The sequence below is a fragment of the Enterococcus sp. LJL128 genome (assembly GCF_056924295.1).
Genome location: NZ_JBXPBP010000005.1, coordinates 39,028 through 55,557, shown reverse-complemented (window position 1 = coordinate 55,557; position 16,530 = coordinate 39,028). Strand labels below are relative to the sequence as shown.

Sequence of the window (16,530 nt, the reverse complement as noted above, 5' to 3'; positions counted from 1 at the left end):
TATGAAGAAGAAGGTTCTCAGCATCCAGCAAATATTTTCCCAGGCGAATAAGCTAATGTTTGCACTAGCAGTCATTCCGCTACTCGTTAGTGTAATCCTTTATTCCAGACAGATTTTCATTTATCAGAACACGGTCACTAACATTCAGGAGGCGAATGAAATTGCCGCCAAGGTCGACGACACTGTCTTAGAGGAGATGTGGGATGTGGTGACTGGTCAAATTCAGCTAAATGATTATAAGAAAAACAGCATCGTTGACGAGCTCCGCAAAGATATCTACCACATTCAGGAGAATACCAGCACCAAAGGCGAACGCAGTATTCTCGAGGTTAGTTTAAGAATAATTGATACACTGGAGAACTATCAGGAAGACATCCTTAATAACCTGACCAAGGAAAACTCCTATGAAAAAAACAAAGAGGTTATGGTTCAGGTGGAATCTGTCACGCAGCTGCTTTCAGATATTCTACAGGAATTTGTCCGCATTGAGATTAATCTGGCGAGTCAGAAAAACACCGAGCTAATCCAATCATTGGTTTTTCTCAGTCTAATCGAGCTGCTCATTCTTGTCGGAATCATTTATTTTGTCAGCAAAAACCGCCGCTTTTTAAATGAACGAGTCCAAGAGCCTTTAAACAACCTCATCACTATGTCTAACGAGCTGGCCAAAGGACATCTGGGCTACCGGTTGGCACTTCCTGAAACACCAGAATTCTCTACCTTAACAGAGAGCTTAAATAAGATGGCGGATGACTTAACACAACTACTCGAGGAAAATGCTCTTAAGCAATATCATCTTGCCCAAAGTGAAGTTCGAGTACTACAGGCTCAAATCACCCCTCATTTTGTTTATAACAGCTTGGATGCAATCGTCTCACTGATTGAACAGGAACGCTATGAAGAAGCCAAGGAAATGACCTTTGCTTTATCTGATTTTTTCCGGATATCCCTAAGTAAAGGCAAGGACTGGATTAGTGTGGCAACAGAAATCAGGCATATCAAGGATTATCTAGTAATTTTAAAAATCCGCTACGGTGAGATGCTTAACTTTGAAATCGATGTACCCGATCAGCTGCAGGAATACAAGATTTTAAAAATGATTTTGCAGCCTTTGATTGAAAATGCTGTTTATCATGGTATTAAGTTCATCCGTAGAGCGGGATTAATTCAGGTCGCCGCACAGGAAACAGAAGACAGCCTGATTTTTACTGTAACCGACAATGGTCTGGGTATCACATCAGAACGGCTGCTTGAAATTCAAGAGGAGCTGGCAAAGGGCATTGATTCTGATTTTAGTACGGGTTACGGATTGTATAATGTGAATAAGCGGCTGCTGCTTTATTATGGCAGACAAGCCGGCATTACCGTTGAGAGTCGCTACCGACAAGGAACAATCGTGACTGTGACTGTTCCTAAACAGCAGGAGGGGCAGGAAAATGTATAAGGTGTTTATTGTAGAAGACGAGCATTTAATTCGGGATAGCTTGCGAAAGCAGGTGTTGAGTTTTAGCGAGCATTATCCAATTACCTTTATTGGTGAAGCAGGAGATGGAGAAATGGCACTGGCTTCCATTTTGGATTTACAGCCGGATATCATTTTGACAGATATCAAAATGCCATTCATGGACGGACTAACCTTTGCCAAGGAAGCCCGCAAGCTGCTCCCTTGGACAAGAATTATCTTTATTAGCGGCTTTGATGATTTTGAATATGCCAAAGGCGCCATTCAGGTGCAAGCAGATGAGTATTTGCTGAAGCCAATAAAAAATAAAGAGTTAGAACACACGATTGCCAAAGTCGTTCGCCTTCTGGAACAGCAAAAGCAGGTGCCGGCAACAGCATCTGACTCAGATGTCCTGATTACGGAAATCAAAAAAAACCATTTTCTCAACGGCTTATTCAAAGGAGAGCTGGCAATTTCTACTGCCATTAAAGAGGCCGAGAGCTTTCAGCGATCGATTATTGGTAAAAAGTTCACGGTGCTTCTTGCAACAAATCAGTTTAACAGTGCTTTTGAAGACTATACTCATTTCAGTGAATATTTGAAATTTCTATTTAAAGAAGACGAAAACCTTTTGTTTTCCAGTGTTTCTTCACGCTTTATCAAATTTCTGGTATTTGACTCCCAAAAAGAGGATGTACTGGAGAAAAGCTATCAGGTAGCTCATACCCTTATTCACGAGCTGGAACAGAATTCTCAGGATGACATTGCAGTAGCTATTGGTCCGGTTGTGGAACGACTGAGTGAAATTCCTTCAGCCTTTGAAAAAGCTCGGGAAATGCTGGGAACCTATGGTTATTTTCGAACAGAAAAAATCATTAGCTATGAAGACGATATGAAGGAAGGCGAATTATCTCCAACCCATCCGTTTAAAATGGATTTGGCCAAGGAAATTTTCCTGTTGACAGAAACAAATATGGAAAGCTTGGTTCAAAAGCTCGCACAAGAACAAGGAAATTACGAACGAACACGAATGATTCGATTCTTTATCCTGACTGAGCTGAATGGTTTGGTGAAAAAGAAGCAGAAGTCAGCTGCGGAGGATTTTCCCTTTCAAGAGTCTCTGACCAATTTGATTGATGTTTCCTCCAACAGTGCGCAATATGAAGACTTGCTTAGAAAAATGATTACTTACTTAATTGAAGTTAAAATTCATCCGTCCATGTCAAAATACCACAGCGTGATTACACATGCGATAAACTTTATCAATGAGAATTATACCGACCCTGATATTTCTTTGAACATGGTTGCTGACGAGTTGTCGTTGAGCCCCGCTCATTTTAGTACCATCTTCTCGCAATCTTTAGGGAAAACCTTTATTGAGTATTTAACCGATAAACGAATTAGTCTTGCTAAGAACTTATTAAAAGAAACGAACCAGAAACTATCTGAAATTGCCTTCGAAATTGGCTATAATGACCCTAATTACTTTAGTTTTCTGTTTAAGAAAAAGCAAGGTATTTCGCCAAAGGAGTACCGCCAAAACCATTAGGCTACAATAAAAAACCATTGGAAAGCAACAGTGCTTTTCAATGGTTTTTTGTCAAGTTATGGTTCACTTTTGAGTAAGCTGTCATGGCATCCTCAGTCTTAATCGAACAGCTTTCGATAGTCTCCATATCCTGTTTTTTCCAGTTCAGCTACCGGAATAAATTTCAATGCTGCAGAATTGATACAGTATCTCAACCCGCCTTGATCCGCCGGACCATCTGTAAAGACATGTCCCAGATGGGAGTCAGCCTCTTTGCTTCGAACCTCAACCCGATGCATGCCGTGAGAAAAATCGGCTTTTTCCTGTACGTCCTGCTTTTGGATAGGCTGAGTAAATGCCGGCCAGCCGCAGCCAGCATCATATTTATCCTTTGAACTGAACAATGGCTCGCCGCTCACCACATCAACATAGATGCCGTCCTGATAAAAATCATCATACTCTCCTGTGAACGGACGTTCCGTTGCATTCTCCTGAGTGACAGCAAACTGCATATCCGTTAATTTTTCTTTCAGTTCTTTTTCTGACGGTTTCATAACGAATCACTCCTTCTTTATTTCTTTTATAGTATCATTCCTTTAAAAAAACCAGAAGTAAGACGTCTTATACCTTGTTTAACTGCCTATATTCCTCTCGCAGTTGTTTTCTCATTTTAAAAAGGAGTAGGATAATAATCACTTCCCACTCCCCCCTTATATTTGAATATTTGAATCTTTGTTTTTACTCTGTAGTTCTCTTACCTTTTTTTACTGCCACGGCTGCTTCAAAAACGTCAAACTATTTCCAAGGCATGTCCAGATCAACATGTGCAGCAAGTGAAAGACTTTCTGAACGTTTTTCCTGCCGATTCTCTTTACGACCTTCATAGCCGCTGCAAATAAACTGCTCCTCTTTTGTTACCGGTTCAATCTTCGGCAGCTCGTTGCCCTTTGGTACTACAAAAGTCATAAAGCTCGTTCCAGCTAAATACCGCTCTCCCGTACCTAAATCTTCACCGATTACTTTCGCAAAGACCTCCATCGAACGCTTACCGGTTCCTGAAACAAAAGCTTCGATACAAGCGGAATGACCAGCCTTCAAGGGCGCCAAAAAATCTAAATGATCTACTGAAGCTGTGACAATAGGTTCTCTGGACAAACGCATTGCAGAGATACCGGCTGTTTCATCTAGCCATGCCATCAGCTGTCCGCCGAATAATGTTTTATGATAATTCAAGTATGGAAAGGTAATAATATGAGTCTGTACAGACCTTGTTTCAGAGCACTTCATTTTCTTTCACCTCTATAATTGTTCATAATCGCCAGCCAACAGTCGGGATAAGCTGGCAATCGGTAAGCCCATAATGGTATAGTAATCGCCTTTTATTTCCTTCACAAAAAGAGCACCCTGCTCCTGTATGCCATAGGCTCCGGCTTTATCCATGTATTCTCCACTGTCCAGATACTGATTAATCTCTTCATCTGTTAACTGATAAAAGGTTACATCTGCTGGAACAAGCATTGAAACGGTTTTGCCCTCTTCCATCACAACAACTGCTGTGTATACCTGATGGGTTTGACCACTCAACTTTTTTAAGATTTCGAAAGCGTGCTCACGTGACGTTGGTTTACCAATAATTTCATTCTCTACTGCCACAATCGTATCACAGCCAATCACTTTAGCTTCTGGATGCTTTTTAAAAATACACTGAGCTTTATCCATCGCCATCTTTTGAACATAGTTCTCCGGCAGCATATTTGGCGGCACTGCTTCATTGATGGCAGCCGCTTCGACTTCAAAGTTTGGAAGCAGACGCTTTAGCAGCTGCTGTCTTCGTGGCGATTGTGAAGCTAAAATAACTTTCATTTTCCTGCCTCTTTCATTTTCTTTAGTGGGGATCTTGAATACGTTTAAACATTTTTTCCATATCAGAATTTGTAAAGTGAATCAGCACCGGACGTCCATGAGGACAATTAAACGGATTCGCGCAAGTAGCTAAATCAGCCAATAATATCCGAGCCTGCTGCTCATTCAGGTAATGATTTGCTTTAATTGAACGTTTACAGCTCATCATAATCGCTGTCGCTTCTCTAAATTTCTTCACACTGACCTGACCGGTGATTAAAAGCATGTCAATCATTTCCCGAATAATCGCTTCTTCTTCCCCAGATGGATACCAGGTTGGATGTGCTCTAATAATAAAGCTGTTTTGACCGAAGCCTTCCAGATAGATGCCCACACTTTCCAGCTTTTCTTTCTGTTCATTGATCTTTATTGCATCGCTGTTCGGATAGTCCAGAACAATCGGTACCAGCAGTTCCTGCAAATCACTGCTTACTTCACCAATCTTTTCACGGAAATATTCATACTTAATCCGCTCCTGCGCCGCATGCTGATCAACGATATACAAGCCATTTTTGCTTTGCGCAAAAAGATACGTACCGTGCATTTGTCCAAAATATTCCAATTCCGGAAAGCGCTCGGTCTTTCGTTCCTGCTCCAGCCGATCCACCGTTCGGTTTAATTCTTTTATTTGGTCTTTGTTCGAAACATCAAAATCCGGGTGTTCCCGTTGAAGCTCTTCCTCGACAACAGTCTCGACCGACTGCTCCACTTCTTCAGGAGTATCCTGCTGCACCTGATACTCAGCCATGCTTTCGACAGAGCCTTTTACGAATGTCGGTTTGGTCTTATAATTATTTGAAAGGTCTTCATTGATAGTACCCGTCGTTACCGGATCCGCTGTATTACTCAGCTGTTGCGCTGGTTCTTCAGCTTCCTGTTCACGTTCATTCTGCTGTTTTTTGTCCTCTACAAAGAAACGGCCGCTTGTCGAATCAAAGCTGAGGCTGCCTGGTTTACGCACTTCCTCCGTCTGCCTCATTTCACCTGACTGGTCTTCAGTCAAAGGAATTTCCAGCTGTTCAACCTTTTTTTGATTCTCGACTTTTGTCTTGAATTTAAGATTTGCAGCGGCATTTGGAATCAGCTGTTCCTGGCTTAACGCTTCTTCAATCGCCTGACTAATAAGCGTCATCAGCTCTTTTTCTTTACTCAAACGTACTTCCTGCTTTGTCGGATGAACATTCACATCCACTAATAGCGGATCCATAGTGATTTCCAAAACGGCAATTGGAAAACGGCCTACCATCAGCTTAGAGCCATAGCCATTAATAACTGCTTTATTTAACATAAAATTTTTGATATATCGGCCGTTGATAATCGTCGAAAGATAATTTCTACTGGCTCTAGTTACTTCCGGCAGTGAAACAAAACCGTAAAGCTCGAAATCTAAATCCTGTCCACGAATTTCCAGCATCTTTTTCGCTGTACTTATCCCGTAAATTCCGGCAATCGTCTGTTTTAAATCTCCAGTGCCGGCGGTGCTCATCATCTTATTGCCATCGTGTACCAGCCGAAAAGCTATAGCCGGATGACTCAAGGCCAGCCGATTGACAATATCGCCAATGGTTGCCAACTCAGTCTGAATGGTTTTTACATACTTCAAACGGGCCGGTGTATTGAAAAAGAGATTTTCTACGGTAATTTTTGTTCCTTTACGTAGAGCTCCTGGTTTATTTTCCGCTACTTTACCACCAGTTAATCGGGCAAAACTGCCTTCAGACTGGTCAGCTACGGCTGTTTCAATCGTCATTTCAGATACTGAAGCGATACTGGGCAGAGCCTCGCCGCGGAAGCCAAGACTTCTTATCCGGAATAAATCATCACGCGTATGAATCTTACTTGTCGCATGCCGTTTGAAGGCATTCAAAACATCATCCTGAGCGATGCCGTCGCCATTATCAATCACTTGAATTTTTTTCAACCCGGCTTCTTCAATAAAGATATCAATCTGTGTACTTCCCGCATCTATTGCATTTTCAATAAGTTCCTTCACAACTGAAGCCGGGCGCTCAACTACTTCCCCGGCAGCAATCTGGTTGGCAAGCTGCTCTGATAATTCTTTAATCTTTCCCATGGCTTGGACTCCTCTCTTTTATGGAGTGAATCAAATTCTTTTTTGCAATTCGTACAGTGTATTCAACGCATCCATCGGCGTCATCTCCAACAGGTTCAGCTTCTTCAATCGATCGATTACACTGAGTTCGTCTGTTGACACTTCCTTGAACAAGGAAAGCTGTTCGCTCTCTTCCTCAATTACAGCTGGACTTTCTGCTAGTGGAATGGCCGCAGTTTCCTGTGATTCTAAGGAGGAAAGAATAGCTGCTGCCCGTTCCAGTAAATCAAGAGGCATGCCGGCTATTTTTGCAACATGAATACCATAGCTTTTATCTGCTGGTCCTTCCATCATCTTATGGAGAAAGACTACGTCGCCATCTTTTTCAACCGCACCAACGTGAATGTTTTTTAAGCTGCTTAGTGATTCATCCAGCACAGTCAACTCATGGTAATGGGTTGAAAATAAGGTTTTTGCTTTAACTTTTTTATGAATATACTCAATAATCGCCTGTGCCAATGCCATACCATCATATGTGGCAGTTCCCCGTCCAAGCTCATCAAATAGAATCAAGCTGTTGGGCGTTGCATGTCTCAATGCCTGATTAGCTTCCATCATTTCTACCATAAAGGTACTCTGACCAGCAATCAAATCATCTGAGGCACCAATTCGAGTGAATATTTGATCAAAAATCGGCAGTTCAGCCGACTCGGCTGGAATAAAACAGCCGATTTGAGCCATAACTACGGTTAACGCCAACTGACGCATATAGGTACTTTTACCAGACATGTTGGGTCCGGTAATCAGCAGCAGCAAGTCATCCTGAGCAAAGCTGATGCTATTGGGGATATACTCCTGATGTCCCAGCACTTTTTCTACAACGGGGTGGCGGCCATCCTTAATATATAAGCTGCCGTTTCCAGACCGCAGTACTGGCCGAACGTATTGATAGCGTTCGCTGACTACCGCAAATGCCTGTAAAACATCCACTGTACTCAGTGATTTCGCCAATCGCTGCAGACGGTCGATGCTCTTCTTCACTTCTTCCCGAACTTCTAAAAACAGCTGATACTCCAAATCAACAGATTTTTCTTCTGCTTCTAAAATCAGCTTCTCCATCTCCTTCAATTCAGGCGTGATGAAGCGTTCCGCATTTGCCAATGTCTGTTTACGTTCGTATTTGCCTTCTTCCAGATTAACCAGATTGGCCTTTGTTACTTCGATATAGTAGCCGAATACCCGATTAAAGCCTACCTTCAATGTTTTGATGCCCGTTTCTTGACGTTCTTTAGCCTCAAGCTCTGCCAGCCACTGCTTGCCATGACGCATGGCATCCCGATATTCATCCAGCTTTTCATGGTAGCCATCTCGAATGACATTTCCTTCTGTAATCTGTAGAGGGGCGTCCTCTCTAATCGCCTGACCGATTAAATCAACAAGATCCTCTATCGGATTCAGCTCAACTAAAAGCTCATTCCATTCGCCCTGATTAATTCCGACAATCAGCTCCCGAATCATTGGTACTTGCTCAAGAGAGGTTTTCAGCTGAATCAAGTCCCGTCCATTGATGCTTCCAAAAGCCACCCGGCCGGCAAGACGTTCCAGGTCATAAACCTTCGTCAGCGCTGCTTGCAAATCAACACGCTCAAAATAAGCATTGAGTAAGGATTGAACCATCTCCTGCCGACGAAAAATTTGTTTTTCTTGTATTAGCGGACGATCCAGCCACTGCTTCAGAAGACGGCCGCCCATCGCCGTTTTAGTTTCATCCAGCAGCCACAGCAGTGTTCCCTGCTTCTTACCAGAACGAATAGAGCGGGTAAGCTCCAAGTTAAATTTTGAATAATAATCCATTTTTAAAAAATGATTTGGCTGGTATTCCACTGCTTGTTGAATATGATCTAGACTGCGTTTTTGCGTTACCGCAAGATAGGTCAGCAGCTTTTGCGTCACTTCGATTTCCAGCGGTTGAGATAATGTGCTGGTTAAAAAACTAAACTCTGCATTTTCCTGCGTTTCCAATTGTTCTGAAAAAACAATCGTCAGCCTTTCCTGCAGCACATGAGACAAGCTTTCTGGTATCTCGCTGCCTAAAACTACTTCTTTTGTTTGTAGAGCCGCAGCTTCATTAACAACATTTTCTTCTCCAGTCAACAGGGTGCTTTTCAGCTCTCCGGTTGTTAAGTCCACATAAGCCAGACCATATGCTCCGTCAGCTGCTACCAGGGCTGTCAGGTAGTTATTGTCTTTAGCCTCCAAGCCTTTACTGTCCATTACAGTTCCAGGAGTAACGAGCTGAACTACTTCCCGTTTAACCATGCCCTGTGTTGTTTTAGGGTCTTCCACTTGCTCACAGATAGCAACTTTGTAGCCCATTTCAACCAGTGTGTCAATATAACCTTGTGCTGCATGGTGCGGAACACCGCACATTGGTATTGGATCATCAGCATTTCTATTTCTACTTGTCAGCGTCAGCTCTAAAAGCTGTGCTGCTTTTTCTGCATCTTCATAAAACATCTCATAAAAATCGCCTAGACGGTAAAAAAGAAAGGCATCAGGATACTGCCCTTTTATTGTCAAATATTGCTCCATCATAGGGGTGTGTCTGGTTTTTTGCGGCAATTTATAGCCCTTCCTTCTCTAATTGATCATTGACGCCTCGCTGAATCATTGCCGTAATATGCTGCAAAAGGTCATTTGCTTCCTTTAACTGTTCTCTATAGGCAACAACCAGAGGATGATTATCAAATTCAGCTGTCAATTCATCCGCCCGCTTCAATGCTTCCTGCTCAGCAGCCGGTTTGCCGTAATGAGCAAACTGAACAGCATCTTTCTGGGCAGCTTTTATATTCTCTACAAGCTCTGTCAGCTTTTCGTTGTCCTTTACTCTCTGTTCAATCCGCTTATATGCTTGAATTGTCTCATTTTCCTCCAGCAGCTCCAATAGCTTCGTCAGCTCTGCATCTATGTTTTTGTCTCCAATAGGCTGCTCCATGTTTCACACCTTCACTCATTTAATTTTGTAAAAATATGTATGTTTATTTTAACACATTCTGAAATTTTGCCAAACGTCAATTCCGACAGCTAAAAACTACTTTTGGTTATTTTTCCCACCATAGACAGTTTGCAGCGCTCACATCATTCTGTTCTAGCCAAGCTTTTTGAACCGGCACTCAAAAAGCGGAGTAGCTTGACTAAGCAAGCAGTCTTCAGCCCTGCAGCTTTTTCACCGGAAACAGGAATGAGCGAGGCATCATCTCTATCCCCGCTCTTTCCAGCTTTTGCTCTCATATCTTTAACCACCAGCCGCTGTTATTCATGAAATGGACGGTCTTCACTAATCTGAATCAGCTGGATATCCTTAGCCTGACCCGTTTGATCATCAAATTCAATATAGCAAGCGGATAAAATAGTTCGTCCGCTTTCGACCACTTCAAAGCGCTTAGGCAGTGCTGTCCAAAACTTCTCAATGATTGGCTCCCGCTTCATCCCTAATATACCATCATAAGGACCAGTCATCCCAACATCTGTCAGGTACGCCGTTCCCTTTGGTAAAATACGGGCATCATTCGTCTGTACATGAGTATGTGTACCAACAACTGCGCTGACCTTCCCATCTAAGAACCAACCCATTGCCTGCTTTTCACTTGTTGTTTCTCCATGAAAATCAACAAAAATTAAGGGTGTTCGTTTTCTGGCCTCTTCAATCAATTCCTCCGCTTTGCGAAAGGGGTCATCCAAATCAGCCATAAAGGCACGAGCCTGTAGATTAATAACTGCCAGTTCAAGCTGGTTCACTTTCACATAGACAATCCCTTTTCCAGGCGTTCCTTCCGGAAAATTCGCCGGCCGAATCATCTTCTTAGCTTCGCCGATAAAGTCAAAGATATCCCGGTTATCCCATGTATGATTTCCCAGTGTTACTACATCTACACCGTCCTGCAAAAATTTTTTATATATTTTCCCGGTGATTCCCCGCCCAGCAGCAGCGTTCTCCCCATTTGCGATTGTCACCTGCGGCTGATACTTCTTTTTCAGCTTAGGTAAATAATCTGTTATGGTCTCTCTTCCAAGTGAACCTACAACATCTCCAATAAATAGTATACGCAAATATTCTTCCTCTTCTCTTTTATTCTTATTGATTCATTATAGTAGTTTTCCCAGTGAATGAAAAGCTCTGCCAACTGAAAAAAGAGAGGAGAACAACGAGTGTTGTTCTCCTCTCTTATTAATAGTGTCCTTAAAAGTCTATACAGGCTCCTCCATTAGATAGTATTGGATGAGGCTGATTAGTCTTCCATATATGCCCATTTGAAGTCATATTTTGCACCAGTAGAGTGATAGAAGATATCCTTCGCTTTTGGCGTACGTAAGTGCGCTTCTGCTTTTTGATAGATTGGTACAATACCCATGTCGTCCATGATTAATTTTTCTGCATCCAATAAATCTTTCCAGCGTGCAGCAGGATTATTAGCATTTGTTGTTGAAGCACTCTTAATTAGTTCATCGTATTTAGTGTTTGAATAACGTCCGCGGTTGTAAGAGTTTCCTGTTACAAATAAATCAAGGAAGCTGCTTGGGTCCGCATAATCCGCTCCCCATGCACCAAGTGCCACTTCAAAATCACCTTTTTCAGTACGGTCCAGACGTACAGAGAACGGTACTGGACTAACTGTTACCTTCAAGCCTTCCAGGGTTTCGCCAAGAGAGCCCTGCAGATATTCACCTAGCTTCTTACCGCCATCTGAATCATCAACTAGAAAGTCCATATCCAATGAATCAATTCCCAATTCTTTCTTCGCTTTTTCCCAGTATTCTTTTGCTTTATCTACATCGTAAACAATTGGATTTCCTGCTTCTTCAGCAAAATCTTCGTTTGTATCTGGATTATTCGTCAAACCTTTTGGAACTAGACCTTCAGCAGAAGTAGAACCATTTGCTAAAATTTGAGTTACCAGAGATTCACGATCGATTGCATAAGCAAAAGCTTTACGTAAATTGACATTGTTGTACACAGAATCTTTATCACGCTGATTCATTTCTAAATAGAAGGTAGAAGCCGCTTCAAGAATCATGTAGTCCGGATCATCCTTCATCTGCATAGCCAGCTCACCAGACAATGGCACATCGTCTGCTTGACCATCTTGATACAGGTTCAATGATGTTGGTGCTTCTTTTACAACATCGATAACTACTTTATCCAATTTCACTGTATCTTTATCCCAGTATGTGTCATTTTTTGTAAATGACCAGTTTGTATCTGTACCAGGACCGTCAAAATCAGTTAAAGTGAATGGACCATTGTAGACAGACTTATCACTTGCTGTTGTATAATCTTTGCCGTATTTCTCTACGATATCCTGACGTTGCGGCAGGAATGAAGGAAATGCCAGCAGATAATCAAAGTAAGGCGTTGCTTTTTCTAATGTGATCTCCAACTCGTAGTCACTTACAGCTTTAATTCCCAGCTCTTCTTTATCCATTTCTCCAGCTGTAATTTTTTCTGCATTTTTTACAGGTCCAAACATATATGCATATTCTGAAGCTGTTTCAGGTTCTACAGTTCTCTGCCATGCATAGACATAATCTTTCGCTGTAACTGGTTCGCCGTCGCTCCACACTGCATCTTCTCTAAGTTTGATTTTGTACGTCAAACCATCTTCGCTTAATTCTGCCATTTCTGCAGCACCAGCTGGCTGTGGATGATTATCTTTATCTAGTCGATAAATCCCTTCATACACGTTATTCAAGGCAATGAAACTCACCTCATCAGTTGCCAAAGACGGATCTGCACTTGGAATTTCCTGTCTTTCAACATATCTAAATACCTGTTCACCACTAGCTGTTCCACCTGAACCGCTATCGCTGTCAGATGTTCCTCCGCCAGTAGTTCCGCAAGCAGCTAGTGTTAATGCACATGTCGCTGCAACAAACCCTAAAGTTGTTTTTCTTTTGATCCCCATTAGAAAACCTCCTACATAAAATTAAATCTAGTATGAATATATCAAAAATACTTTCCTCCCGCAATGATATACCCTTATGAAAAATTAAGCAACCAGTAAAATTTAGATGAGCTTACGATGAAAAAAACTATATACAGTGCAAAACAGCTTAGGATGGAACAGAAGTGTTTAGTCTCGAGAACCAAATAGGTACTGCTTAACATCAGCTCGTTCCTCACTGTGTTTCTCAGTAATAAGAAGAAATTCACGGAAATACCAAGAAACACAAATGTGAGCCAATCGATGTTGACTGATTCCTACCTGATGTTTCTCAAATTTTTGTGAATTTTGGTTTATTTCTGAAGGTTTTGCTCCTGCGGTTACTCGTCGCAGTTCAATGCTGGTATGTGCTACTGCTCCCACCGTTTATTCGGATTCCACGTGAGTAGGACATGAATCACTTTAGCAAACCGCTCAAAAAAAGGTACAAAAAAAGCTGAGACAGTCACTATCTCAGCTTTACTTAACTATTTTGCGTAGTCAACTGCACGGGTTTCCCGAACGACAGTGACTTTGATATGTCCTGGATAATCCAGTTCATCTTCGATTTTCTTACGAATATCTCGAACCAGACGAACAGCTTCTAAATCGGAAATTTCTTCCGGCTTAACCATAACGCGAACTTCACGTCCGGCCTGCACGGCAAAACTAGATTCAACACCAGTGAAGCTATTAGAAATATTTTCCAGATTTTCCAATCTGCGAATATAGTTTTCCAATGACTCGCTGCGTGCCCCAGGTCTTGCTGCTGATAGAGCATCCGCTGCTGCAACTAATACAGAAATAACTGAAGTTGCTTCGATATCGCCGTGGTGAGACGCAATCGCATTTATTACGACTGAATTCTCTTTATATTTAGCAGCCAGTTCAGCGCCAATTTCCACGTGAGAACCTTCAATTTCATGGTCTAATGCTTTTCCGATGTCATGCATCAGTCCGGCACGTTTCGCTAATTGTACATCCTCACCTAGCTCTGCTGCCAGAACACCAGTCAGCTTCGCAACTTCAATTGAGTGGTTCAATACATTTTGACCATAGCTGGTACGGAAACGTAAACGTCCCAAAATCTTAATTAAATCAGGATGAAGTGTATGTGCGCCAACTTCAAAAGCAGCCTGCTCGCCATACTCGCGAATCCGTTCATCCATTTCTTTCCGGGATTTTTCAACAGTCTCTTCAATTCTGGCTGGATGAATCCGGCCATCCTGAATTAAGCGTTCAAGTGTCATCCGGGCGATTTCTCTTCTGATAGGATCAAACCCTGAAAGTACAACTGCTTCCGGCGTATCATCGATAATTAAATCAATACCAGTCAGTGTTTCCAGCGTTCGAATATTCCGACCCTCACGACCGATAATCCGACCCTTCATTTCATCGTTCGGCAGGCTCACAACAGAAACAGTTGTTTCTGAGATTGAATCGGCTGCACAACGCTGAATGGCTAATGACAGTAGATTTTTAGCTTTACGATCTGCTTCTTCTTTTGCACGCTGTTCTGATTCTTTAACCAGCACAGCCAGCTCATGACTTAACTCTTGTTCTGTTGACTCCATGATGATATTTTTTGCTTCGTCTTTAGACAAAGAAGCAATACGTTCAATTTCCTGATGTTGTTTTTCCACCAGTTGTTCTACTTCTTTTTCCCGCTCATCAATTAATTGCTGTCTAGCACCTAGCTTCATTTCTTTTTCTTCCAGTGAGTTTTCACGTTTTTCAAGAGTATCATCTTTACGATCCAATGTCTGTTCTCTTTGAAGCAGACGATTTTCCTGTGTCTTTAACTCTAACTTGCTTTCCTTCAACTCACCTTCAATTTCTGACCGATACTTCTGATTTTCTTCTTTTGCTTCAAGCAAAGCCTCTTTTTTCAAAGTCTCTGCTTCTTTACGGCCATCTTCAATAATGCCAGCGACAGTGTTTTTAGCACCATCTACTGCTTTTTCGTGACGAGATTTTGCAATAAAAAACCCAACTCCAAGACCGACAATTAATGCGACGATAGCGAGTGGAATGACTAAACCCATTGTTTCCACCTCCATACTATCTTATTATTCATTTCAACTATTCATGTAGTTTATTGACAAACTAATGTCATTATCAATATTTCTACTGTGTGCATACAAATACACACAACTTTATTCTAATGTTTGTCCCTCAGTGTGTCAACTTAAAATAACCATTATCACACCGCTCTGCCAGACAGTCTGAAAGCTGTGAACAAAAGACTGGACATTCATTTTCAATCGTCTGACTTCTATTTTTTAAAATTTCACTTACAGTTATTTTATGATTGTTCATTTCGGCTCGCTCTCGGAAGGAAGGCTTCATAAAGAGAAGCACAAAATGATTGTTATCTGAAAGCCATGCCTTCAGATAAATAATTCTCAAAAGCAAATGTGCTGCTGTAGGCTGCACCAATTCTATAGCTATCTTAAAAATCAAAAAACAGGTAAGTGCTCTAAAAAAGCAAACTTACCTGTTAATTTATGATTTATATTATTCTTCATCCAAAGGCAGTTCTTCCTGGCCTTCTTCAACAACGATAGAACCATCACCGATTCCATATGCTGCCCGAACTTTAGTAGAAAGCTCCTCAATCATTTCAGGATGTTCCGTCATGTAGACCTTCACATTTTCCCGTCCCTGACCAATTCTTTCGCCATTGTAGCTGTACCAGGCACCGCTTTTTTCTACCAAATCCTTCTCAACAGCCATATCCAGAAGCTCACCTTCCTGAGAAATACCTAGACCGTACATTACGTCCACCTCTGCTACTTTAAAAGGCGGTGCAACTTTATTCTTAACAACTTTGATTTTCGTACGGTTACCGATGATATCTGTTCCCTGCTTCAACTGCTCTGCACGGCGCACTTCTAATCTGACAGTGGCATAAAATTTCAGGGCACGTCCGCCAGGTGTTGTTTCGGGATTACCAAACATTACACCCACTTTTTCACGAATCTGATTGATGAAAATAGCGATTGTTTTTGTCTTGTTGATTGAACCAGACAATTTACGTAGTGCTTGAGACATCAGACGAGCCTGTAGCCCGACGTGACTCGCACCCATTTCTCCATCGATTTCCGCACGAGGTACTAATGCTGCTACAGAGTCAATAACCACAATATCAATCGCTCCACTGGATACCAGTGCATCTGCAATTTCCAGTCCCTGTTCACCTGTATCCGGCTGAGACAGCAGCAATTCGTCAATATTTACACCCAGCTTCTGAGCATATTGAGGATCAAGTGCGTGCTCGGCATCAATAAAAGCTGCTGTTCCACCTTGTTTCTGTACTTCAGCGATAGCATGCAGCGCTACTGTTGTTTTACCAGAACTTTCAGGACCATAGACTTCGATAATTCTTCCGCGAGGATAACCGCCGACTCCTAAAGCAACATCCAGCGCCAAAGATCCGCTCGGAATTGTTGATACCTGCTGATCAATCTTTTCCCCCAGTTTCATGATGGAGCCTTTACCAAAGTTCTTTTCTATTTTTTTCAATGCAGCATCTAGTGCTACTTTACGATCATCAGCCAATTGATAATCCTCCTTATATATTAAACATAGTTTATTTCCGATAATTCTATATTAACTTTTT

Annotated in this window: 13 protein-coding genes; 2 read left to right on the top strand and 11 right to left on the bottom strand. The window is 41.9% G+C overall.

Features of this window, described 5'->3' with window-relative positions:
- The first annotated feature begins 1 nt into the window (after position 1).
- Both AC1Z3K_RS07960 and AC1Z3K_RS07955 read left to right on the top strand, forming a co-directional pair.
- Positions 2-1,444, top strand: coding sequence for a sensor histidine kinase (locus tag AC1Z3K_RS07960; protein ID WP_461732413.1), 1,443 nt, complete (start codon positions 2-4; stop codon positions 1,442-1,444).
- Positions 1,437-2,993 carry a response regulator transcription factor gene (locus AC1Z3K_RS07955; protein ID WP_461732412.1) on the top strand — a complete coding sequence of 519 codons (1,557 nt, stop codon included), beginning with the start codon at positions 1,437-1,439 and terminating at the stop codon, positions 2,991-2,993. The genes AC1Z3K_RS07960 and AC1Z3K_RS07955 overlap by 8 nt, the downstream gene beginning before the upstream one ends.
- Before the next feature lie 98 nt (positions 2,994-3,091).
- On the opposite strand, the gene msrB is transcribed toward AC1Z3K_RS07955, so the two are convergent.
- The 11 genes from msrB to recA all read right to left on the bottom strand — a co-directional run bounded on the left by msrB (position 3,092) and on the right by recA (position 16,469).
- Entirely contained in the window at positions 3,092-3,526 is a 435-nt protein-coding gene (gene msrB / locus AC1Z3K_RS07950) for a peptide-methionine (R)-S-oxide reductase MsrB (protein WP_461732411.1), read from the bottom strand.
- A gap of 241 nt (positions 3,527-3,767) precedes the next feature.
- Positions 3,768-4,259, bottom strand: a complete 492-nt coding sequence (locus AC1Z3K_RS07945; protein WP_426084566.1) for an acyl-CoA thioesterase — start codon at positions 4,257-4,259, stop codon at positions 3,768-3,770.
- Between the two features lie 12 nt (positions 4,260-4,271).
- Entirely contained in the window at positions 4,272-4,835 is a 564-nt protein-coding gene (locus AC1Z3K_RS07940; RefSeq protein WP_426084567.1) for a Maf family protein, read from the bottom strand.
- Positions 4,836-4,857: 22 nt separating this feature from the next.
- Complete coding sequence (gene mutL, locus AC1Z3K_RS07935; RefSeq protein ID WP_461732410.1) at positions 4,858-6,948, bottom strand: DNA mismatch repair endonuclease MutL; 2,091 nt, start codon at positions 6,946-6,948, stop codon at positions 4,858-4,860.
- A 30-nt stretch (positions 6,949-6,978) separates the two neighbouring features.
- Entirely contained in the window at positions 6,979-9,549 is a 2,571-nt protein-coding gene (gene mutS, locus AC1Z3K_RS07930; protein ID WP_426084569.1) for a DNA mismatch repair protein MutS, read from the bottom strand.
- Position 9,550: 1 nt separating this feature from the next.
- Complete coding sequence (locus tag AC1Z3K_RS07925) at positions 9,551-9,922, bottom strand: YlbF family regulator (RefSeq protein ID WP_426084570.1); 372 nt, start codon at positions 9,920-9,922, stop codon at positions 9,551-9,553.
- 143 nt (positions 9,923-10,065) lie between these two features.
- On the bottom strand, positions 10,066-10,218 hold the full coding sequence (locus tag AC1Z3K_RS07920; protein ID WP_461732409.1) for a hypothetical protein: 153 nt from the start codon (positions 10,216-10,218) through the stop codon (positions 10,066-10,068).
- A gap of 21 nt (positions 10,219-10,239) precedes the next feature.
- A complete protein-coding gene (locus AC1Z3K_RS07915; protein ID WP_426084572.1) occupies positions 10,240-11,037 on the bottom strand; it encodes a TIGR00282 family metallophosphoesterase in 798 nt (265 codons plus the stop codon).
- Positions 11,038-11,216: 179 nt separating this feature from the next.
- Entirely contained in the window at positions 11,217-12,890 is a 1,674-nt protein-coding gene (locus tag AC1Z3K_RS07910; RefSeq protein ID WP_426084573.1) for a peptide ABC transporter substrate-binding protein, read from the bottom strand.
- Between the two features lie 506 nt (positions 12,891-13,396).
- Positions 13,397-14,953 (bottom strand): ribonuclease Y, encoded by a 1,557-nt coding sequence (gene rny / locus AC1Z3K_RS07905; protein ID WP_426084574.1) that lies wholly within the window; start codon positions 14,951-14,953, stop codon positions 13,397-13,399.
- A 472-nt stretch (positions 14,954-15,425) separates the two neighbouring features.
- A complete protein-coding gene (gene recA, locus AC1Z3K_RS07900) occupies positions 15,426-16,469 on the bottom strand; it encodes a recombinase RecA (RefSeq protein ID WP_426084575.1) in 1,044 nt (347 codons plus the stop codon).
- Between the last annotated feature and the right edge of the window lie 61 nt (positions 16,470-16,530).

What these genes read in the sequence shown, in the direction of transcription:
- AC1Z3K_RS07960 (WP_461732413.1), top strand. Translation starts at nt 2, where the DNA reads ATGAAGAAGAAGGTTCTCAGCATCCAGCAAATATTTTCCCAGGCGAAT.
- AC1Z3K_RS07955 (WP_461732412.1), top strand. Translation starts at nt 1,437, where the DNA reads ATGTATAAGGTGTTTATTGTAGAAGACGAGCATTTAATTCGGGATAGC.
- msrB (WP_461732411.1), bottom strand. Translation starts at nt 3,526, where the DNA reads ATGAAACCGTCAGAAAAAGAACTGAAAGAAAAATTAACGGATATGCAG.
- AC1Z3K_RS07945 (WP_426084566.1), bottom strand. Translation starts at nt 4,259, where the DNA reads ATGAAGTGCTCTGAAACAAGGTCTGTACAGACTCATATTATTACCTTT.
- AC1Z3K_RS07940 (WP_426084567.1), bottom strand. Translation starts at nt 4,835, where the DNA reads ATGAAAGTTATTTTAGCTTCACAATCGCCACGAAGACAGCAGCTGCTA.
- mutL (WP_461732410.1), bottom strand. Translation starts at nt 6,948, where the DNA reads ATGGGAAAGATTAAAGAATTATCAGAGCAGCTTGCCAACCAGATTGCT.
- AC1Z3K_RS07925 (WP_426084570.1), bottom strand. Translation starts at nt 9,922, where the DNA reads ATGGAGCAGCCTATTGGAGACAAAAACATAGATGCAGAGCTGACGAAG.
- AC1Z3K_RS07920 (WP_461732409.1), bottom strand. Translation starts at nt 10,218, where the DNA reads ATGAGAGCAAAAGCTGGAAAGAGCGGGGATAGAGATGATGCCTCGCTC.
- AC1Z3K_RS07910 (WP_426084573.1), bottom strand. Translation starts at nt 12,890, where the DNA reads ATGGGGATCAAAAGAAAAACAACTTTAGGGTTTGTTGCAGCGACATGT.
- rny (WP_426084574.1), bottom strand. Translation starts at nt 14,953, where the DNA reads ATGGGTTTAGTCATTCCACTCGCTATCGTCGCATTAATTGTCGGTCTT.